This is a genomic window from Peribacillus sp. P4_B1, assembly GCF_056402395.1.
The window spans coordinates 38518-58679 of sequence record NZ_JBFUHM010000025.1; the positions used below are offsets into that span (position 1 = coordinate 38518).

The following is a 20162-nucleotide window of genomic DNA, read 5'->3' on the forward strand; positions in this document are numbered from 1 at the left end:
TAATGAAACAAGCAGTACATTTCGGTGCAGGAAATATTGGAAGAGGATTTATCGGAGCACTCTTTTCACAATCTGGATATCATGTGACTTTTGTGGACATAGCCGATCAAATTATCGATCAGTTAAATGATAAAAAGCAATATCAAGTCAAACTGGCTACTGATCAACAAGAATCCTTTACAGTAGAAAATGTTTCGGGATTAAACAGCTTAAAGCAGGAAGAGGAAATCATTAAAGCAATTTCAAAAGCAACCTACCTTACCACTGCTATCGGTCCCAATATTTTGCCTCATATCGCTCCTTTAATTGCAAAAGGATTAGCCTCAAGGGTGAAGGAAACTGATGAAAAATTATATGTGATCGCTTGTGAAAACCAAATATCGGCAACAGACCTTTTAGAAGGGTACATCCTAGAAAACTTGGATCAAGATACAAAAGAAAAACTAGCCGATAAAGTATACTTCTTTAACTCAGCAGTCGATCGCATCGTTCCTATCCAAAATAACGAAGGATCACTCGATGTTTTGGTGGAACCTTATTATGAATGGGTCGTTGAAACGAATGAAAGCATTCCTGCCGTGGAAGGGATGACCATTGTAAAAGAACTCGCTCCATTCATTGAGAGAAAACTGTTCACCGTTAATACAGGACATGCCGTTATTGCTTACCTCGGTTATCTCAAAAATAAAAAATCGACGATTGACCAATCATTGGAAGATGCAGGCATTGTAGAGCAAGTCAAGAAAACCCTAGGAGAAACGGGTGCTTATTTAATAAAGCAATACGGTCTGGACGCAGATGAGCATCAACAGTATATCGAAAAAATCATTAATCGATTTAAAAACTCCTACCTGAATGACTCGGTGAATAGAGTCGGCCGTTCACCGCTGCGTAAGCTCGGGCCAAACGACCGTCTCGTGCGCCCTGCCGTAGAAGCTAAAAAAGCCGGACTTTCCTTTACTAATCTTGCGAAAGCGATAGCCGCCGCTTTACTCTTTGATTTTAACGAAGATGAAGAAGCCCTTAAACTGCAAACGATGATCAAAGAACACGGTATAGCTACCGCACTTAAAGAAGTTAGCGGATTGGACGAAAATAGCGAAATAACCAAAGAAGTTATCACTCATTACAACGACTTGAAAAAATAAAAATAGAACTCCTGAAATAATTTTTCAGGAGTTTTTTCTTATCGAAAAAGTCGATGACTTATCATCATGTAAAGCAGCATTACCTTGAAAGCTGAAGGTACGGGCCGTTTAACAATAACGAAACAAAACCTTATAAATGGTAATCATTACGTTTTATGATGAAGGGCAGTCAAGAAAAAGAGTTGTTTTTCTAAAGTGTAAATAGTAATCATTTTATTTGTTTAGCGAAAGGGGCTTTATAAATATGAGGAATTGCTTGAAGGCGGATTAGTGCAATAAATCGAGATTTTGGTGCATTTACTTAAGAGTTTGGTGCTATTGCATGAGATTTAAAGCTGATTCCCATGGGTTCGGAGCAAATACTCGTGAGTTTGGAGCAAATACTCGTGAATTCGGAGTAAATACTCGTGAATTTGGAGTAAATACTCGTGAGTTTGGAATGATGGCGCCCTTCATGACTACACGGGGTTCGATCTTGTATGGATTGCCAGCCTCGTTCCTAATAAAGAAGAAATACTGGAACGGATATATCAGACAAACCGTGACGCAATCGTCGCAATACGGTCGGTGGACGGCATACATCAATTATTATATGAGCCCGTTGATGCAACAAAATTCAGTAAGGTGGAATGTGAGGAAGTCGGGAGAACCATTGCGGATTCTTTCATCATCAATTCAACCATCTATTACACATTTAAATAGTGGCACCATGGAACGAGTTGCTTTCTGCAATTCGTTTTTATTTAGGGAAAAAAGAAATTCCAATAAACTTACTTGACATTACGTGCTTATGAAAATATAATTACTTACATAAAGTAACCAACAAAAAAGGAGAGAATTTATATATGAATAGAAATGAAGCAGGTCAAGTTTTTTTACGGGTGATCTTAGGTCTTACTTTTTTCATTCACGGCGTTTCAAAGTTTCAAGGGGGCATAGGAAACACGGCGGGATTTTTCGATAGCCTTGGTATTCCTGGGTTCATGGCATACATCGTTGCAAGTATCGAATTGATTGGAGGACTTGCGGTTATACTGGGTTTGGGAACACGAATCGTTTCCGTGCTGTTTGTGGTCATTATGGCGGGCGCGATTTTCACGGCTAAATTACCTGCTGGTTTTCTTGGAAACGGGCAAGCGGCGGGCTACGAACTGGACTTGGCATTACTGGCCATGTCTGTATATCTAGTGTGTGCAAACCGAACTGTTCTTTCTTTGGATAACATGATTTTCAATAAAAAAGGGAAGTGACGATATGGAGAATTTTCATCAAAAACCAGTAACTTTTGTTGGCGAAGTCAGTATTAATGTTTTGGATTTGAAAAATGCCATCACTTTTTATCAAGATATCATCGGTCTTCAAGTATTGAAGAAAACAGAAAGGCAAGCTGTTTTAACGACAGACGGAAAAACCCCGTTGCTTACACTTGAGCAGCCTGCTGATGTGATTCCGAAAGAAGGGCGGACGACGGGCTTATATCACTTTGCCCTTTTGCTGCCGACCCGTGCAGACTTATCGATTTTTTTACGCCATTTACTTCAAACGAAATATCCATTTGGAGCGGCGGATCATGAAGTGAGTGAAGCGCTGTACATTACCGATCCGGAGGGCAATGGCATCGAAGTATACTCTGACCGGCCGTCCACCGATTGGAGATGGGCTGATGGGGAGGTTGCGATGGGCACGGATCCGTTGGATGGAAATGACCTTCTGGAAGAAAGTAGTGGCGAGTGGAGTGCGCTGCCTGCAGGTACATTAATGGGACATATACACCTGCATGTATCAGATTTACGTAAAACGGAGGAGTTTTACATGCAAGGTCTTGGGTTTACCGTCGTGAATAGATATGGAGGAGCGCTCTTCACTTCCACCGGGGGATATCATCACCACATCGGGTTGAACACATGGAATGGCGTTGGCGCCCCTGCTCCAAAGGAAAATAGTGTGGGGCTGAACTGGTATACCCTCGTTTTTGCAGATGAAGATGCGAGAAACAAGGTAAGGGAGCAACTTAAAGAAATCGGGGCTGTCGTCACGGAAAAAGAAGAGTTTTTCAGTGTAACAGATCCATCAGGCAATGAGATTCATTTAGTCGTCTGAATTTAAAGCAGAAAGCAAGGGTGAGGATAATGGGATTCTTAAGTAGATTATTTGGAAATAAAGAAACCGCGGCAGGGGAGAATGGACAAATGACAAAAGTATTATTCGTTAAAGTGAATGATCGTCCAGCAGATCAAGCAATCAGCTCGAAAATGTATGACACATTTTTAGAAACATATAAAGAGACACACCGTACAGATGAAGTGACCGAGTTGGATTTATTTAAAGAAGAACTCCCTTACTATGGGAATACAGCCATTACTGGTTTGTATAAACGCAACCAGGGTCTTGAACTGACAGCCGAAGAGGAAAAAGCGGCAAATCTGGTTGACCAATATTTAAATCAATTCCTAGCCATGGATAAAGTGGTAGTCGCTTTCCCTCTATGGAACGCAACGGTTCCTGCACCGCTGATCACATACCTTTCCTATTTGGCACAAGCAGGTAAAATGTTCAATTATACGGCGGAGGGACCAGTTGGGTATGCTGGCGATAAAAAGGTCATGCTATTGAATGCCCGCGGTTCGGATTATGCATTGGAAGGAATGGCTTCTGCTGAAATGGCCGTGAATTTAGTTAAAAACATCATTAGCCTGTGGGGAATCAACAATCCGGAGGCAGTGGTCATTGAAGGACATAATCAGTATCCGGATCGGACTCAAAAAATCATCGCGGATGGTTTGGAAAACGTTGCAAAAGCGGCTGAAACATTCTGATTGCGAAGTTTTTCTAATGAAAGGAATCGCATAGTTACAGGATAAACGAGCAAAGAAGGCCCCCACATATCAATGGGGGCCTTCTTTGTGGTTATTTATCCTGATACTTTTTCAAACGATATTGAAGACTTTGGCGGCTGATATTCAGGGCTTTAGCTGCTTGAGAGATATTCATGCCATGTTCCTTTAATATCTTCTCCAAGTATTGCTTTTCAGTATTGGCGATATAATCATCAAGAGATAAGGTCGACTCCTGTAGATCTCCATTTGTTTTGACATCTTTTTTCTCGGGATGAATGTCTTCAAAATGGGCTTTCTTTCTAAAGAGAGTGGGAAGGTGATTGATGGCAATCTTTGTATCGCCAGGTTCCAGTAAATTCATGGCCCCCTCAATGATATGTTCAAGTTCCCTTACGTTCCCGGGCCAGTCGTAATCATAAAATAGTGAGTAGACCTCCTCGCTAATCCCTTCAATATTCAATTCGAACAGCGCATTGAATTTCTCGATGAAGGATTGTGCCAGCAAAGGAATATCCTCTTTCCGTTCACGAAGGGGTGGGATGAATAACGATACGACGCTTAATCGATAATATAAATCCTTTCGTAAATGATCATTTGAAATGGCATCTATCGGATCTTCATTTATCGTTGCAATGACCCGAACGTCAATTTTTTTATCCTTAGTATCCCCAACACGGCGAATCGTCCTTTCTTGAAGGGCCCGTAATAATTTCGCTTGCATGTTCGGATTTAATGAGTTGATTTCATCTAGCAGGATGGTACCGCCCTGTGCCTGTTCGAATAATCCAGGTCTTTCGATTGATCCGGTGAAGGCGCCTTTCTTTGTGCCGAAGAGTATTCCTTCAATTAGACTGTCTGGCAGGGCAGCACAGTTTTGGCTGATGAAAGGTTGTGTCGAACGGCTGCTGCCATTATGGATGCTTTGGGCGAAGAGCTCTTTTCCGGTGCCCGTTTCCCCAACGATGAGGATGGAGGATGCCGTCCTGGTCGAGCGCTTGCACTTTTCTATGACTTCCAGGAAATTTTCACTCGTTCCGATGATGCTGTCAAACGTATATTTGGTATCGCCCTTATTCAAGATATTATCTTTAATGATTCTTTCGAGATTCGTTATATCCTTTGCCACTTCAATTGCTCCAATGATATTTTGGTTCTGATCCAAAATCGGAAACGTATTATTGATTGTTGTAATTTCTTGTCCGAGATTATTGAAGTAGGTCTGCTTCGAGTTTTCGGTTTTCCTTCCAGAATGAAGTGCCCGTATTAATGTGCTCTCCGTTTCTTCCTTGAATATAAAGATCTCGTGAATCTTTTTCCCTAATACTTCTTCCGATTCCATTCCTTCAATTTCAGCCATTTTTTTGTTATAAACAATGGTTCGTCCTTTTATATCGATTATGTGTATCCCGATATCGATTACATCCACAAGCGAGTGGAGGATGGTTTGAAAACCTTCTATTTTAACGATTTGATCTAAATACATGGATGCCTCCCCTTTTTACATTTCTTAGAGCTATTGTAGTAGAAATATAGAAAAGGTGCAAATAAAATTTGCACAGCAAGATTATTTTGCATTGAAGTGCAAAAATATTTTGCGGAAAAAGGATAAAAATGCCCTTTTTTTTGATTTTACACGTTGGCATGAATCTTGCATTAATAAAAAGTGTAAGGTTTAAGTGAAAAAAATAGGGGCTAGAGCAAAAATAAATGGCATGCTATGCCAATATTGCCCCATAAGTGCTGAATTTCATTGCATATTTTATGAAAAAACAATGTTTTTTCAAAAAAATGAAAAGTTGGCACGGAACTTGCTTGTTTAATAAGCGAGAGAAAAAAATATAAAACTTTAGGGAGATGAGCCATAATGGTCCAACCATATAAACACGAACCATTTACTAATTTTAAAATCGAAGAAAACAATAAAGCTTTTCAAGTGGCATTGAATGATGTAGCTAATGATTTAGGGAAGAAATACCCGCTAGTCATTAATGGTGAAAAAGTGTTTACTGATGAAGTCATTACCTCTGTAAACCCAGCAAATAAAGAAGAAGTTATTGGAACCGTATCAAAAGCAAATAAGGATCTTGCTGAGCAAGCCATGCAAGCGGCGGATAAGACTTTCCAAACTTGGAGAAAAACGAAAGCGGAAATGCGCGCAAATATTTTATTCAGGGCTGCAGCCATCGTCCGGAGAAGAAAACACTACTTCTCGGCTCTATTGGTTAAAGAAGCAGGAAAACCTTGGAATGAAGCAGATGCAGATACAGCGGAAGCGATCGATTTCATGGAATACTACGCACGTCAAATGCTGAAACTTAAAGACGGAATGCCAGTGGAAAGCCGTCCGATTGAACACAATGCATTCAGTTATATTCCACTTGGTGTCGGTGTCATCATCTCACCTTGGAATTTCCCGTTTGCGATCATGGCAGGCATGACGACAGCGGCTCTTGTTTCAGGAAATACCGTCTTATTGAAACCGGCCAGTACAACACCGGTCATTGCAGCTAAATTCATCGAAGTGTTGGAAGAAGCGGGATTACCTGCAGGAGTTGTGAACTTCATTCCAGGAAGCGGTGCTGAAGTTGGCGATTATTTGGTAGATCACCCTCGTACACGTTTCATCAGCTTTACCGGATCTCGTGATGTGGGAATCCGTATTTATGAGCGTGCGTCAAAAGTAAATGAAGGCCAAATTTGGTTGAAACGTGTCATCGCTGAAATGGGCGGTAAAGATACGATCGTTGTTGATAAAGAAGCTGATTTGGAATTGGCAGCACAATCCATCGTCGCTTCTGCATTCGGATTCTCCGGTCAAAAATGTTCTGCTTGTTCACGGACAGTCATAGTGGAAGATGTATATGACCAAGTCTTGAATCGTGTCATTGAATTAACGAAAGAAAAAACGGTCGGCGAACCAACGGACGTAAACAACTTCATGGGTCCTGTTATCGATCAAGCCGCTTACGACAAAGTCATGAGCTATGTTGAAATCGGTAAAAAAGAAGGGAAACTTGTTGCAGGGGGAGAAGGGGACAATTCAAAAGGTTTCTTCATCCAGCCAACCATCATTGCCGATGTGGATGAGAATGCACGAGTCATGAAAGAAGAGATTTTCGGACCAGTGGTAGCCTTCTGTAAGGCAAAAGATTTCACTCATGCAATCGAGATTGCCAATAACACGGATTATGGATTAACAGGTGCAGTCATCTCGAACAATATTGAACATATCGAACAAGCACGTGAAGATTTCCACGTAGGAAACTTGTACTTCAATCGCGGCTGTACTGGTGCCATTGTCGGATACCAGCCATTTGGCGGATTCAATATGTCAGGTACAGATTCAAAAGCGGGCGGTCCTGATTATTTAGTTCTTCATCTTCAAGGAAAAACAACATCTGAAACGCTATAATTTTAGGGGGAATCAACATGACAACAGTAACGGAAAAATTAATCGAGCAAACAGAACAATATGGTGCAAACAATTATAATCCACTTCCAATCGTCATTTCGAAGGCAGAAGGAGTTTGGGTGGAAGATCCTGAAGGAAACAAATATATGGATATGCTTAGTGCCTATTCAGCAGTGAACCAAGGTCACAGGCATCCGAAAATCATCGACGAATTAAAAAAACAAGCCGATCGCGTGACATTGACGTCCCGTGCATTCCATAGTGATAAATTAGGCCCGTGGTACGAAATGGTTTCACGCATTACGCAAAAAGACATGGCGCTTCCTATGAATACGGGTGCTGAAGCCGTTGAAACAGCAATCAAAGCTGTTAGGCGCTGGGGTTATGATGTTAAAGGAATCGCAGAAAACCAAGCGGAAATCATTGCTTGTATCGGGAATTTCCATGGCCGTACAATGGCAGCCGTGTCCCTGTCGTCCGATGAAGAGTACAGAAGGGGCTTTGGACCGATGTTACCAGGGGTCAAGCTTATCCCTTATGGCGATCTTGATGCATTGAAAGAAGCGATTACACCGCAAACGGCTGGATTTTTAATCGAACCGATTCAAGGTGAAGCTGGAATCATCATACCGCCTCAAGGATTCTTAAAAGAAGCATACGAACTATGTAAAGAAAATAATGTCCTATTCATTTCTGATGAAATTCAATCAGGACTTGGACGTTCAGGAAAAATGTTCGCCTCTGACTGGGATGGAGTAGTTCCGGATATGTACATTTTAGGCAAGGCGCTTGGCGGCGGGGTTTTCCCGATCTCTTGCGTAGCTGCAAACCGCGAAATCCTTGGCGTATTCAATCCTGGTTCCCATGGTTCTACATTCGGCGGCAATCCATTGGCATGTGCGGTTTCCATCGCTTCTTTGGAAGTACTTGAAGATGAGAAGCTTGCGGAACGTTCATTGGAGCTTGGACAATATTTTATGGATAGCTTAAAAGAAATCAAGAATCCGATGATTAAAGAAATCCGTGGTAGAGGCTTATTCATCGGGGTTGAATTGACAGAAGCTGCAAGACCTTATTGTGAGCAGCTTAAAGAAGAAAAACTGCTATGTAAAGAAACACATGATACAGTCATCCGTTTTGCTCCGCCATTAGTGATTACTAAAGAAGACTTGGATTGGGCAATCGAACGCATTAAAAGAGTTTTATCCTAATATACCTATGAGGTGAATTCCATTGAGTACAACTGTCAAAGAAGAAAAAGAAACTGCCAGCTTGCTTGATTCAACACAGGTCGTAATCAAGGAGGCGCTTGATAAGCTTGGCTATTCTGAAGAAGTGTTCGAGCTTTTGAAGGAACCTCTTCGTATGCTGACCGTCCGGATTCCGATTAAAATGGATGACAATACGACGAAGATATTCACTGGGTACCGTGCCCAGCACAACGATGCTGTCGGTCCGACAAAAGGCGGAATCCGTTTTCATCCAGAAGTCGATGAGGAAGAAGTCAAGGCACTTTCAATGTGGATGAGTTTAAAATGCGGAATTGTGAATCTGCCATATGGCGGAGGAAAAGGCGGCATCATCTGTGATCCGCGCCAAATGTCCATTGGTGAATTGGAAAGACTTAGCCGTGGGTATGTTCGGGCGATCAGCCAAATAGTTGGGCCGACTAAAGATATTCCGGCCCCGGATGTTTATACGAATTCACAAATCATGGCATGGATGATGGATGAATACAGTAGAATAAGAGAACACGATTCACCTGGTTTCATCACAGGTAAGCCACTGGTTCTGGGCGGTTCACACGGTAGGGAAAAGGCGACTGCTCAAGGAGTCACCATCTGTATCGAGGAAGCGGCAAAACGTAAGGGTATAGAATTGAAAGGTGCACGCATCATCGTCCAAGGGTTTGGGAATGCAGGAAGCTTTTTAGCCAAATTCATGCACGATGCAGGTGCGAAAGTAATTGGGATTTCGGACGCATATGGTGCCATTTATAACCAGGATGGTCTGGATATCGATTACTTACTTGATAAAAGGGATAGCTTTGGAACGGTAACGACACTATTCGATCATACAATCACCAATCAGGAACTTCTGGAACAAGATTGTGATATTTTAGTGCCTGCTGCCATTTCCAATCAAATCACCAAAGAAAATGCACATCTTATCAAAGCCCAAATTGTCGTGGAGGCAGCGAATGGACCTACCACATTGGAAGCGACCAAGATCTTGACGGAACGCAATGTGCTTCTCGTACCTGATGTATTGGCAAGTTCAGGCGGTGTGACAGTTTCTTACTTTGAATGGGTTCAAAATAATCAAGGTTATTATTGGGAAGATGAAGAGGTCCAAACTAAATTAAAAGCGTTATTGGTCAATTCATTTAATCAAGTATATGAAATGTCCGAGACAAGAAAAGTGAATATGAGGCTGGCAGCATATATGGTGGGTGTCAGAAAAATGGCAGAAGCCTCAATATTCCGTGGCTGGGTATAAGCTTTTAGTCTAATAATGGAGGGTGGAGGAGTGATTCCGTGTTTAAACCGATTCATACCATCGAGTGTGCTCAGGATGGGACCATCGAACAAGTTTACGTTCAAAAGAATTCCTATGTTTATGAATGGGAGAGGCTCTTTTTAGTGAAAACGAAAGATGGGAAATTGATTGATGTTTCAATTGGTGCAAGTGGTCATATTACTGAAATTAATGTCTCGGCAGGGGATCCTATAAATAGAAAGCTTCCTTTAGCTTTGCTCCAAGACGATTTCGTTATAACTGGCTCTGATTGATCATAGGAAAAAGGGCGTTCCAAGGCGATTTAGCTTTGGGATGCTCTTTTTTTGTTGTGGTCAATAAATGGGGAGGACAAAGCCAGGAAGGAAAAAAGAACTATATAAAGAAAAAACTTTTACCCAAGATAAATAAAAGCGCCTTCGCTGACCATACACCTTAACATGGTATGGTTTCGCGAAGGTATTTTTCATTTGGAAAGGGCATATTGCCATATTCCCTTTCATAAACTGTTATACAAACAAGCTAAGTCGATTTAATTGCCTGATGGGAGGTGATCCTGATTGCTCGAAACTGGTTAAGCCGTTTTTCTTTATCCGTGAGTGCTTTCTAGGAATTTAAGCCCATGGCTAGAAATATTATGTTAAAATACTAAGTGAGATTTAGACATCAATTAAAAAGCGGTTTTTCTGAATTCATCCATATTTACAATGAAATGGTGAATGTTCAGAATTCTTCCGTTTAAAAAAGGGGAGTTACAGAGTATGAGAATCTCAGAATTAAAAAGGAAAGCCCTTCATTCGTTGGGAGGTAAATGGGGAGTAGCAGTTTCGCTTATGTTGCTCTTGTTCTTGATCAATTTCATTTTACCTATAATTGTCGATGTGATCGGAAGCGGTGGGTTTTCACAATGGTTCATGCAGGAAGAAACACCGTTATGGTCTGATATCTTCAGCATGGTCTTTTCCATTGCCTTAATCCCGCTTACCATTTCAACCACTTGGTTCTACCTGAATTTGGTTAGGGAAGGAAACCCTGATATTCCAGAAGTATTCGCTATCTATAAGGATGGAAAAACCTCTTTCAAGCTTATTGGGGCATCCATTTTACAAGCTATTTTGATTTTTTTATGGTCATTATTATTAATCATTCCCGGTATCATCAAAAGCATCGCTTATTCGCAGGTGTTTTTCTTATTGAAGGATCATCCAGAATACACGGTGCTTGAAGCCATTACAGAAAGCAAAAAAAGAATGAAGGGCTTGAAATGGAAGTACTTCCTAATGCATCTAAGCTTCATAGGTTGGGGCATCCTTTGCATGTTCACGATAGGAATTGGTTTACTATGGTTGTTTCCTTATGTCGGAACTACATTGGCCGCATTCTATAATGAACTGATTGTGCCCCAAGAAGATACTGAAGATAAACAAATAGAGATATAAAAGATTAACCGATAGCAAATTGGCTATCGGTTTTTTTATTCTCGTTTCTCCTTAAAAAGGTTAAAATGTTAATTTTGCCTGGTGTATAATAGAATACTGAGAATGCCATTTTAGGGGGATCACATAGTGAGTAGTTTTAATATTGCTGATATGATATACCAATTGTTTTGCCTTGTATTTCTAATCCTGATCATTGTTGGCGCCGTATCCCTTTTCCGTTCCAGCAAGCACCGTAAAACCAGACTAGATATCATGGAAAAGAAAATGGATGATTTACATGAACTGATTAAAAGGGGCAAAAATTGACGGCTGCATCGTACAGCCGTTCCAACTGCAAGCAAGCTCGATGAGAATCGAGTTTGCCTGCAGTTTTTTTCTTTGAAAAAATTCCAGTTGATTTTAGATATTCGCTCCCTTGCCGCAAGCGCCTCTTGGGTCTCGGCTAGCAGTTTCGGCAGGAGTGCCGTAAATTTCTTCAATCTAGTAATGGTTTTATTCCATATATGCGGGAAAAGCATATCCAAGGGGCCCCACAGGGCAAAGACCGCCCGCGGAAAGTGAGTGCCCTGCGTTCCAATCAACGTTCAGGTTTTACAAACTCCGGCAATTATAAAAAATCTATACTGAAATAACTTGGTCAAAAGCACTGTCTCCGAATTTGAAAAAGAGGATTGGATTTTAAACATCAATTAAGAGACATAAAAAAATAGAAAAAGAAAGGGAATTGTCAAAAATAAGCAGTTTTACATAGGTTGTTGGGAATGTGGGGCAAATTTCATGTGAGGGTGCTGGTATGGAAGATGCATGGTCTGCTGCAGTGTTTTACCCTATAATGGAATAGATTCATGTTTAAGGCAAATGGTAAAAGTCTATCAGGAATGCTCGACCCTATTCAAATCGACTGAGATTTAAGAATACTGAACATTCGATCCTTTTGTTAGGTATCTTTGAGAAGTGGGAGGAGTCGGTATCATGAAAGAAGTTATTGCAATAAAAGAATTTACTAGGTTTAAAACACGGACGGAGGAATTTAGTCCGTACGCTTGGTGTAAACGGATGTTAGAAAATGACCCTGTGAGTTATCACGAAGGAACGGATACGTGGAATGTTTTTAAATATGAAGATGTGAAGCGGGTTCTCAGTGATTATAAACATTTTTCAAGTGTTCGAAAACGGACTACCATATCGGTTGGAACGGATAGTGGTGAAGGGGCAGTCCCTGAAAAGATCAAAATAACTGAAAGTGATCCACCTGAGCATAGAAAACGCCGTTCACTGCTGGCCGCAGCATTCACGCCTAGAAGTCTTCAAAACTGGGAACCACGCATCCAGGAAATTGCAGATGAATTGATTGGACAAATGGATGAGGAAACGGAAATCGATATTGTGCAATCATTGACGAGTCCGCTTCCGATCATTGTGATGTCAGATTTAATGGGTGTTCCCTCGAAAGATCGTTTATTGTTTAAGAAATGGGTGGATATCTTATTCCTTCCTTTTGATAAAGAAAAACAGGAAGAAGTAAATGAATTGAAGCAGGTGGCAGCAAAAGAATACTATCAATATTTGTATCCAATTGTTGTGCAAAAACGATTAAACCCGGCAGATGATATCATCTCAGATCTATTGAAGTCAGAAGTGGATGGGGAAATGTTTACGGATGATGAGGTTGTCCGGACGACCATGCTGATTTTAGGAGCAGGGGTCGAGACAACAAGTCATTTACTGGCCAATAGCTTTTATTCCCTGCTATATGATGACGTTAAAGTTTATCAGGAATTACATGAAAACCTGGATTTGGTTCCGCAGGCGGTCGAAGAAATGCTCCGTTTCCGATTCAATCTCATTAAATTAGATCGCACCGTACAGGAAGATAACGATCTATTGGGAGTGGAATTGAAAAAAGGGGAAAACGTGGTTGTTTGGATGAGTGCAGCTAATTTGGACGAAGAGATGTTTGAAGACGCCTTCACCCTTAATATCCACCGCCCTAATAATAAGAAACATTTAACATTCGGGAATGGTCCTCATTTCTGCCTAGGAGCTCCGCTAGCGAGGCTGGAAGCGAAGATTGCGCTTACTACATTCCTGAAGAAATTCAAGCATATTGAAGCGGTGCCAACATTCCAGGTAGAAGAAAATCTTACTGATTCAGCGACAGGGCAAACTTTGACATCACTACCGCTTAAGGCACGCCGTACACATTAAAAAACCAAAAGAACCTTGTGCACTAACCTGCATAAGGTTTTTTGCTTGTTGAAGTGAATCCCGAACCCATCACGATAAACGAACCGATATCCTTTAAAACCCGCCTCACTTCCTTTAGAGCTTCTTCTCTGTCAATCCAGTGCCAAGCCCTTAAAACGGATGCGATGTCGAAAAATCACTAAGGGTAGTGGTTTCTGCATACCGGGTTAAAGTATTCTATAATCTGTTGTCCATCGATATTCTTGGCTTCTTCGATCAATTCCTTTTTGATGGTTCAACACCAATCACCGTTGCTCCTTCATTATATAAAGTACTGCCCAACCCCAAATCCAGCACATAGGTCTGCCACCTGAACCTCAGCAAAGTTCATTCCCCTCATTTTTAACTTTCCATCAATTCATCCGGTAAATCATTTCTCCATTCAGCATAATTTTTCGCTACTTGCCGAAATTTACATTCATGCTTCTTTTTCCTTTGGTTTAAGAATGAAAATACAAAATATGTATATTTTGATTGTGCCATGATCGATCATTAGAATGATTAAACAAAATGGTAAGTGAATCGAAACCGAAGATGTAACGATACATGTGAATATATGATCTAAAGTAACCTGAAGTTGAGATGATAATGACCAATAGGGTAGTATGAAAAAGTAGATGGAAGTGTGCTCCGGCATCCTCTGGCTGAGGTTTGCTGGCGATGAAGCCCTTACATTCTGCCTATAATGAAGAAGATTAGGATAAAATAGATATTTCCAGTTGAAACGGTTTCAAAAGTGAAAGGATGTTATTATGAGATTGAAGCAACAATTAACCATTGCCTTTATAGTAAGTGTACTTTCTTTAATAGGGTTCAGTTTCATTGCATTTACCATAAGTGCAAATGAATACCTGAAATTTGATGAAGTCGTGATTGCCTTAGTGCAGGGATTGGAATCGCCCTTACTAACGAGCATCATGAAGTTCTTTACCTACATAGGTTCAACCAGTGCCTTGATCATCCTTTCTTTGTTCATATTGTTTTTCTTATATAAGGTTTTAAAGCATCGTTTGGAACTAATTTTATTCAGTGCCGTCATAATTGGTTCACCTCTTCTCAATTTGATGGTTAAGCTTTTCTTTAGACGCGCCCGGCCCGATTTACATCGACTCATCGAAATAGGGGGGTACAGTTTCCCTAGTGGACATGCCATGAATGCATTCTCTTTATACAGTATTCTCACATTTTTGCTATGGCGTCATATTACGGCTAAATGGGCAAGGGTTCTATTGATTCTGTTCAGCATGTCGATGATCCTCTCAATAGGTATAAGCCGAATATACTTGGGGGTCCATTATCCTAGTGATATCATTGCCGGATATTTGGCGGGTGGTTTTTGGATTGCGATTTCCATTTGGTTTTTTCAAAGGTATCAAGACCGGCGGAAGAACAAAGAGATGTAATAAAGGGACAAGATTATTGCAAGATTAGCAGCCGGAGGGTAACAGGGTCAGATATTGACTCATTACAGTTAGGAGCGATTAAATGGAAAATTGGATTACGGAATTCATGAATGATTTTGGGTATATAGGAATCTTTCTTTTAATAGCATTGGAAAATATTTTCCCGCCGATCCCGTCAGAGGTCATTCTGACTTTTGGCGGTTTCATGACGACGACGGCGAATATGACAATTATCGGTGTCGTGATTGCCTCGACACTGGGGTCAGTGGCAGGAGCGGTCGTCCTTTATGGGATTGGTCTACTTCTTGATGTGAAAATAATTGAAAAGTTCGTGGATAGATGGGGGCATATTTTTCGGTTAACGGTATCCGACGTCCATAAGGCGAATTCATGGTTTGATAAGTACGGGGCATGGACCGTGTTTTTCTGTAGACTCGTTCCGCTGATCAGAAGCTTGATCTCGATACCTGCAGGCATGTCCCATATGAGCTTTTGGCTCTTTCTGCTATACACTACATCCGGTACGTTAATTTGGAACGTCATCTTGGTGAATATCGGGGCGGCCGTTGGATCTTCGTGGGAAGATATTGTAGGGTATATGGACATTTATTCCAACGTCGTTTATGCAATATTGGCCTTGCTATTGGTTCTTTTCGTTGTTTTGATTTTTAGAAGGAATAAAGGCAAAGGGAAATAATTGATTGGGGCCAAACGAAAAAAACGGCACTTTCATTACATAACCGAACATAACCGCCAAAGGCTGTCATTGCGACAGCCTTTTTCTTGTGTGAGCAAGAAGGTGGAACTCAGAATAAAGGGAATGTGCTTTGGACAAAATGAGTGAAACGAAAAAGGAATGAGGTTCGGTGCTATGGGTTCTTTTTTCAAACAAAAAAGACAAATGAAACAAAATGAAAAGAAAAAGGAAGATGAAGGTCAATCCAAAACACCTGATTATATTGAAAGTTCCATTTCGACTAATCTGGAGATCGTGAAGAAAAAGACGGGAAACAGTCCGGACATTATTATCCGAACGTTGAAAATAGGTCAAAATCCGGAAATAAAAACGACTATTTTGTATGTGCAGGGTCTGGTTGATAATCCAAGCGTTACGGATTTTTTAATTGAATCTATCATGAAAAACCCTCATCTATCAGAAAAAATACTTCCACAAGAGGCGTTGGATGTAATCTCTGAAGACGTGATTTCCCTCGGTGGTGTAGAAACCGTCAAGGAATGGGAAAAATTATTTTTGTCATTATTATCAGGGGATAGCATCATTTTTGTTGATGGTATAAACATAGCCTTGGTTGCCAGTACAAAAGGGGGGGAACGGCGCTCGATTCAGGAACCAAGCACGCATTTGACTGTCAGGGGATCAAGAGAAGGGTTCACGGAATCGAATGGAACGAACATCGCCATGTTACGCCGCATCATCAATACCCCGGATTTATGGATAGAGTCGATGAAAATAGGCACCGTGACAAAAACGGATGTTTCCATCATGTATATAAATGGGATTGCCAAGGAAGGGATCGTCGAAGAGGTCAAGAAGCGCTTAAACCGAATTAACATCGATAGCATTCTTGAATCAGGATATATTGAGCAATTGATAGAAGACCAGGTCATGACGCCATTCCCAACCCTTAATCATACAGAACGGCCGGATATGGTCGCAGGGAACCTGCTTGAAGGAAGAGTGGCTATATTCGTTAATGGAACGCCTTTTGTCTTGGTGGCACCGGCCTTATTCGTCCAGTTTTTCCAATCTGTCGAAGATTACTATAATCGCTTCGATATTGCTACAGCCACACGCTTTTTACGGATCATCGTTTTTATAATCTCTATAATCGGGCCTGCTGTCTATGTTGCAGCCACGACCTTTCACCAGGAAATGATCCCAACGAAGTTGCTGGTCATCGTTGCGGCCCAAAGGGAAACGGTTCCATTGCCGGCCGTCATTGAAGCGCTTCTCATGGAAATGACTTTTGAAATATTAAGAGAAGCAAGCCTACGGATGCCAAAGGCTGTCGGTTCGACCATGTCCATTGTAGGGGCATTGGTGATTGGGCAGGCTGCAGTCCAGGCTGGCATCGTATCGCCGGCAATGGTCATCATCGTTTCGATCACGGCGATTGCCAGTTTTGCTACCCCATCTTATGCAATAGCCATTTCAGCCCGTATAGTGCGTTTCGGATTTATCATTTGTGCCGGTGTTTTAGGTTTTTATGGGATGATTTTAGCCTTTATCGCCCTTATTGTCCATTTATGCAGCCTTCGTTCACTTGGAGTCCCTTATATGACGCCGCTGGCCCCTCTGGATCTGGAAGGGTTAGGCGACACATTCTTCAGAAGGCCGATGTGGGCCTTTAAAGAGCGGCCAAAATTATTAACCAACAAAAATAATCTGATAAGGGAAGGCGATAATCAAAGACCACTGCCTCCTGAATCGCGTGGAATGAAAACTTCTGACCAGAAAAAAGGTGAAGGCAATGAATCGTAAACGATCAGTCCTGCTTTTGATGTTAATCTGCACTACATTCACCTCAGGCTGTTGGGATAAAAAAGAATTAAACGAAATGGCCATCGTTTCGGCAGTGGGAGTCGATAAAAATAAAGAAGGGAAATTAGTGGCAACGTTTCAAATTATTAATCCAAGCAATGTGGCGGGAGCTCTTCAAGGGGGCGGCGGAACAAATCCACCCATCTCCATTTATAGGGCCAGCGGAGATAATATATTGGAAATGGATAGTGTTGCTTCAACCAAAATTTCCAGGGATATGTATTTTGCCCATGCAAACCTGATTGTCATAAGTGAGGAAATAGCAAAAGAAGAGGGCATCAACGCGATTTTTGATGCCTTTGAACGTTCCCCGGAATTTAGGGCGACTACGAGGATCGTGATTGCCCGTGGTGTAAAAGCTAGGAATATAGTCGAAACGCTGACGGCAATCGATAAAGTAACAGCTGAAAAAATCATCAGGACAATTGAATCTACGGAAAAACAGCATGGCGGAAGTATCAATATCAATCTTCAAGAAGTGATCAAGGATCTTGTAAGTACAGGTAAAGAACCGATAATAAGTGGTTTTACCGTGAGCGGTCAAAAAGATAAAGAGGACAAAATGGAGAATACCCAGTCTTCAGATATTAAGGCCAACCCTAGAGCAGCTGGCATAGGTGTTTTTAAAGAAGGGAAATTGGTTGACTGGCTGGATGGTGATAAGGCAATCGGATCAATGTGGGTATTGGATAGGATTGAAAATACCAATCTAAACATGGATTGGAAGGGCAAAAAAGACGCAATCACCTATCAGGTGATTCGCCAAAAAACCAATGTTTCGGTGAAAATGGAAAATGGTAAACCTAAGATATTTATAAAGGTCCGTGCGGAAGGGGATATACGCGAGGTGGATGTCCCCTTGAATCTAAGTAGTCCGCACGTCCTGATTGATATTGAAAAGAAGTTAGCCAAGAACTTGAAGAAGGAGATGGAAGATGCGATCGTACGGGCCCAAAAAAATAAATCCGATATTTTTGGATTTGGTGAAATCATGCATGAATCCCATCCAAAAGTATGGAAGAAGTTAGAAAAGGATTGGGACGATGATACTTTTCCTAAGCTGGAGGCGCAGGTACAGGTAGAGACTTTCATTCGCCGTACAGGATTACGTAATAAGCCATATCTTTCAAATATTAAAAAGGGTGATCAATAATGGGAAGGAAGTGGCATCCTCGTGGAAAAGGCAAAAATTAGCGGCTATCAGCTGTTCGTCCTTATTTTCCTGTTTGAAATGGGCAGTGCTCTATTGGTTCCTCTTGCAGGAGATGCTAAACAGGGTGCTTGGCTAGTCATTCTTATTGCGATGATAGGCGGTTTTTTATTATTTTTCGTTTATTATAGTCTTTATCGATACTACCCTGATCAGCTGTTAACTGGTTTTGTAAGAAATATACTGGGGGACTTCATAGGAAGGATAGTAGCCTTTTTATACATTCTTTATTTCGTCTATCTCGCTGCAAGGGTGTTGAGGGATTTCGGGGAGACGCTGCTTACTTTTGCCTATCCTCACGTTCCATTATTTTTTGCTAATGCAACATTCATTTTGGTAGTGGTATTTACGGTTCGTAAAGGGGTAGAGGTAATGGCAAGGACGGGTGAAATGTTTTTTGTCTTGGAGAATTTACTTTTCCTGACATTCATTTTTCTGATAGTCGTTTCAGGCATGATCCATTTAAACAACTTAAAGCCCGTTTTCGAAATCGGTGGGGCGGAGATGATGAGAATGGCCTTTACTGAAACCATATACTTTCCATTTGGCGAAATTATAGTCTTTTTGATGATTTTTCCTTATTTGAACGAACCTCAGCAACTGAAAAAAACTGGGATCAGGGGTTTGTTTGCAGGAGGTATTTTTCTCGCGTGTACAATGGCTATAAACGTAGCGGTACTTGGAGTGGATCTTACAACCCGTTCGCAATATCCTCTGCTTACACTCATTCAGTCCATTGAGATCGCTGGATTTCTCGAACGCCTTGATGTTTATTTTTTATTGAAGCTGATGATTGGCGGGTTCATCAAGTTAAGTATATTTACCTATGCGGCGTTAACGGGTACGGCGAATGTTTTCAATGTTAAACAGCCCTCCAGACTTGCTTATCCGATCGGCTTTGTCATTTTACTGATTTCCATTGTAATAGCAAGCAGCTATTCGGAACATATCCATGAAGGATTAGACGCCGTTCCGATCTATATCCACCTCCCATTTCAAGTGATCATCCCGATGCTTCTATTGATCATTGCCTTTTTTAAGAATCGAAAAAGAAGCAAGGCCAGCACCAAAATAAGTTCCTAAAAGGGGATAGATGAATAATGAAAATCTTCGGTATTACGGTTTTGCTGCTGATTCCATTAGTGGCCTTTTCTTTAGGTATGGATTTTCTTTTAGGATTTGATTTGGATAATTCAATGAAGCATGCCTTGAACCCTTTTTTGGTGAAAGACCCGGCTGAACTGATCCTATTTCTTGTTCTTCTTGTGTCCTTATTGTTCAGCTTCATTTATCGAAAAAAAAAGAAAGGCAACAAAGTCAAAGGGCAACAATAAAGTTGCAATTCCTGTTGCTGAACTAAAGATAGACTCCGTCATTCAAGTGTTG

20 protein-coding genes are annotated in these 20162 nt (G+C 41.2%); 18 read left to right on the top strand and 2 right to left on the bottom strand.

Annotated elements, in window-relative coordinates; all coding sequences use genetic code 11:
• Positions 1 to 2: 2 nt before the first annotated feature.
• From AC1DVK_RS15440 to AC1DVK_RS15460, 5 genes are all read left to right on the top strand, one after another.
• Positions 3 to 1148 (top strand): mannitol-1-phosphate 5-dehydrogenase, encoded by a 1146-nt coding sequence (locus AC1DVK_RS15440; protein WP_477626834.1) that lies wholly within the window; start codon positions 3 to 5, stop codon positions 1146 to 1148.
• A 322-nt stretch (positions 1149 to 1470) separates the two neighbouring features.
• Positions 1471 to 1926: a hypothetical protein gene (locus AC1DVK_RS15445; RefSeq protein WP_477626835.1), complete on the top strand. Its 456-nt coding sequence runs from the start codon at positions 1471 to 1473 to the stop codon at positions 1924 to 1926.
• A gap of 67 nt (positions 1927 to 1993) precedes the next feature.
• Positions 1994 to 2398: a DoxX family protein gene (locus AC1DVK_RS15450; protein WP_089363791.1), complete on the top strand. Its 405-nt coding sequence runs from the start codon at positions 1994 to 1996 to the stop codon at positions 2396 to 2398.
• 4 nt (positions 2399 to 2402) lie between these two features.
• Positions 2403 to 3248 (top strand): VOC family protein, encoded by an 846-nt coding sequence (locus AC1DVK_RS15455; RefSeq protein ID WP_477626836.1) that lies wholly within the window; start codon positions 2403 to 2405, stop codon positions 3246 to 3248.
• 29 nt (positions 3249 to 3277) lie between these two features.
• Positions 3278 to 3964, top strand: coding sequence for an FMN-dependent NADH-azoreductase (locus AC1DVK_RS15460; protein WP_477626837.1), 687 nt, complete (start codon positions 3278 to 3280; stop codon positions 3962 to 3964).
• Between the two features lie 91 nt (positions 3965 to 4055).
• Here AC1DVK_RS15460 and AC1DVK_RS15465 read toward each other — a convergent pair whose 3' ends face one another.
• Positions 4056 to 5468, bottom strand: coding sequence for a sigma-54 interaction domain-containing protein (locus tag AC1DVK_RS15465; protein ID WP_089364892.1), 1413 nt, complete (start codon positions 5466 to 5468; stop codon positions 4056 to 4058).
• A gap of 381 nt (positions 5469 to 5849) precedes the next feature.
• On the opposite strand from AC1DVK_RS15465, the gene pruA reads away from it, so the two are divergent.
• From pruA to AC1DVK_RS15500, 7 genes are all read left to right on the top strand, one after another.
• Positions 5850 to 7397 (top strand): L-glutamate gamma-semialdehyde dehydrogenase, encoded by a 1548-nt coding sequence (gene pruA, locus AC1DVK_RS15470; RefSeq protein ID WP_061464524.1) that lies wholly within the window; start codon positions 5850 to 5852, stop codon positions 7395 to 7397.
• Between the two features lie 17 nt (positions 7398 to 7414).
• Entirely contained in the window at positions 7415 to 8608 is a 1194-nt protein-coding gene (locus AC1DVK_RS15475; protein ID WP_089364893.1) for an ornithine--oxo-acid transaminase, read from the top strand.
• A 22-nt stretch (positions 8609 to 8630) separates the two neighbouring features.
• The gene (locus AC1DVK_RS15480) at positions 8631 to 9896 is read left to right on the top strand and encodes a Glu/Leu/Phe/Val family dehydrogenase (RefSeq protein WP_410863017.1); all 1266 of its coding nucleotides are present in this window, start codon (positions 8631 to 8633) and stop codon (positions 9894 to 9896) included.
• Between the two features lie 38 nt (positions 9897 to 9934).
• The gene (locus AC1DVK_RS15485) at positions 9935 to 10189 is read left to right on the top strand and encodes a biotin/lipoyl attachment domain-containing protein (RefSeq protein ID WP_477626838.1); all 255 of its coding nucleotides are present in this window, start codon (positions 9935 to 9937) and stop codon (positions 10187 to 10189) included.
• A 486-nt stretch (positions 10190 to 10675) separates the two neighbouring features.
• Positions 10676 to 11353 carry a DUF975 family protein gene (locus AC1DVK_RS15490; protein WP_477626839.1) on the top strand — a complete coding sequence of 226 codons (678 nt, stop codon included), beginning with the start codon at positions 10676 to 10678 and terminating at the stop codon, positions 11351 to 11353.
• Between the two features lie 126 nt (positions 11354 to 11479).
• Positions 11480 to 11659, top strand: coding sequence for a DUF4083 domain-containing protein (locus AC1DVK_RS15495; protein ID WP_318685273.1), 180 nt, complete (start codon positions 11480 to 11482; stop codon positions 11657 to 11659).
• Positions 11660 to 12322: 663 nt separating this feature from the next.
• Positions 12323 to 13561 (top strand): cytochrome P450, encoded by a 1239-nt coding sequence (locus AC1DVK_RS15500; protein WP_477626851.1) that lies wholly within the window; start codon positions 12323 to 12325, stop codon positions 13559 to 13561.
• A 22-nt stretch (positions 13562 to 13583) separates the two neighbouring features.
• Here AC1DVK_RS15500 and AC1DVK_RS15505 read toward each other — a convergent pair whose 3' ends face one another.
• A complete protein-coding gene (locus AC1DVK_RS15505; protein WP_477626852.1) occupies positions 13584 to 13727 on the bottom strand; it encodes a hypothetical protein in 144 nt (47 codons plus the stop codon).
• 625 nt (positions 13728 to 14352) lie between these two features.
• Between AC1DVK_RS15505 and AC1DVK_RS15510 the strand changes: the two genes are divergently transcribed.
• The 6 genes from AC1DVK_RS15510 to AC1DVK_RS15535 all read left to right on the top strand — a co-directional run bounded on the left by AC1DVK_RS15510 (position 14353) and on the right by AC1DVK_RS15535 (position 20110).
• Complete coding sequence (locus AC1DVK_RS15510; RefSeq protein WP_477626840.1) at positions 14353 to 15003, top strand: phosphatase PAP2 family protein; 651 nt, start codon at positions 14353 to 14355, stop codon at positions 15001 to 15003.
• A gap of 82 nt (positions 15004 to 15085) precedes the next feature.
• Positions 15086 to 15700 (top strand): DedA family protein, encoded by a 615-nt coding sequence (locus tag AC1DVK_RS15515; protein WP_477626841.1) that lies wholly within the window; start codon positions 15086 to 15088, stop codon positions 15698 to 15700.
• A gap of 174 nt (positions 15701 to 15874) precedes the next feature.
• The gene (locus AC1DVK_RS15520; RefSeq protein ID WP_477626842.1) at positions 15875 to 17506 is read left to right on the top strand and encodes a spore germination protein; all 1632 of its coding nucleotides are present in this window, start codon (positions 15875 to 15877) and stop codon (positions 17504 to 17506) included.
• Positions 17496 to 18719, top strand: coding sequence for a Ger(x)C family spore germination protein (locus AC1DVK_RS15525; protein ID WP_477626843.1), 1224 nt, complete (start codon positions 17496 to 17498; stop codon positions 18717 to 18719). Before AC1DVK_RS15520 ends, AC1DVK_RS15525 begins: the two co-directional genes overlap by 11 nt.
• Positions 18720 to 18740: 21 nt before the next feature.
• The gene (locus AC1DVK_RS15530; protein WP_477626844.1) at positions 18741 to 19859 is read left to right on the top strand and encodes a GerAB/ArcD/ProY family transporter; all 1119 of its coding nucleotides are present in this window, start codon (positions 18741 to 18743) and stop codon (positions 19857 to 19859) included.
• Between the two features lie 17 nt (positions 19860 to 19876).
• Positions 19877 to 20110 carry a YczF family membrane protein gene (locus tag AC1DVK_RS15535; protein ID WP_318685284.1) on the top strand — a complete coding sequence of 78 codons (234 nt, stop codon included), beginning with the start codon at positions 19877 to 19879 and terminating at the stop codon, positions 20108 to 20110.
• Positions 20111 to 20162: the final 52 nt, after the last annotated feature.

Excerpts from the sequence above, each read along its gene's own strand:
- AC1DVK_RS15475 (WP_089364893.1), top strand. The coding sequence starts at position 7,415 with ATGACAACAGTAACGGAAAAATTAATCGAGCAAACAGAACAATATGGT.
- AC1DVK_RS15445 (WP_477626835.1), top strand. The coding sequence starts at position 1,471 with ATGAGATTTAAAGCTGATTCCCATGGGTTCGGAGCAAATACTCGTGAG.
- AC1DVK_RS15460 (WP_477626837.1), top strand. The coding sequence starts at position 3,278 with ATGGGATTCTTAAGTAGATTATTTGGAAATAAAGAAACCGCGGCAGGG.
- AC1DVK_RS15535 (WP_318685284.1), top strand. The coding sequence starts at position 19,877 with ATGAAAATCTTCGGTATTACGGTTTTGCTGCTGATTCCATTAGTGGCC.
- AC1DVK_RS15490 (WP_477626839.1), top strand. The coding sequence starts at position 10,676 with ATGAGAATCTCAGAATTAAAAAGGAAAGCCCTTCATTCGTTGGGAGGT.
- AC1DVK_RS15450 (WP_089363791.1), top strand. The coding sequence starts at position 1,994 with ATGAATAGAAATGAAGCAGGTCAAGTTTTTTTACGGGTGATCTTAGGT.
- AC1DVK_RS15515 (WP_477626841.1), top strand. The coding sequence starts at position 15,086 with ATGGAAAATTGGATTACGGAATTCATGAATGATTTTGGGTATATAGGA.
- AC1DVK_RS15510 (WP_477626840.1), top strand. The coding sequence starts at position 14,353 with ATGAGATTGAAGCAACAATTAACCATTGCCTTTATAGTAAGTGTACTT.
- AC1DVK_RS15525 (WP_477626843.1), top strand. The coding sequence starts at position 17,496 with ATGAATCGTAAACGATCAGTCCTGCTTTTGATGTTAATCTGCACTACA.
- AC1DVK_RS15440 (WP_477626834.1), top strand. The coding sequence starts at position 3 with ATGAAACAAGCAGTACATTTCGGTGCAGGAAATATTGGAAGAGGATTT.
- AC1DVK_RS15455 (WP_477626836.1), top strand. The coding sequence starts at position 2,403 with ATGGAGAATTTTCATCAAAAACCAGTAACTTTTGTTGGCGAAGTCAGT.
- AC1DVK_RS15465 (WP_089364892.1), bottom strand. The coding sequence starts at position 5,468 with ATGTATTTAGATCAAATCGTTAAAATAGAAGGTTTTCAAACCATCCTC.
- pruA (WP_061464524.1), top strand. The coding sequence starts at position 5,850 with ATGGTCCAACCATATAAACACGAACCATTTACTAATTTTAAAATCGAA.
- AC1DVK_RS15520 (WP_477626842.1), top strand. The coding sequence starts at position 15,875 with ATGGGTTCTTTTTTCAAACAAAAAAGACAAATGAAACAAAATGAAAAG.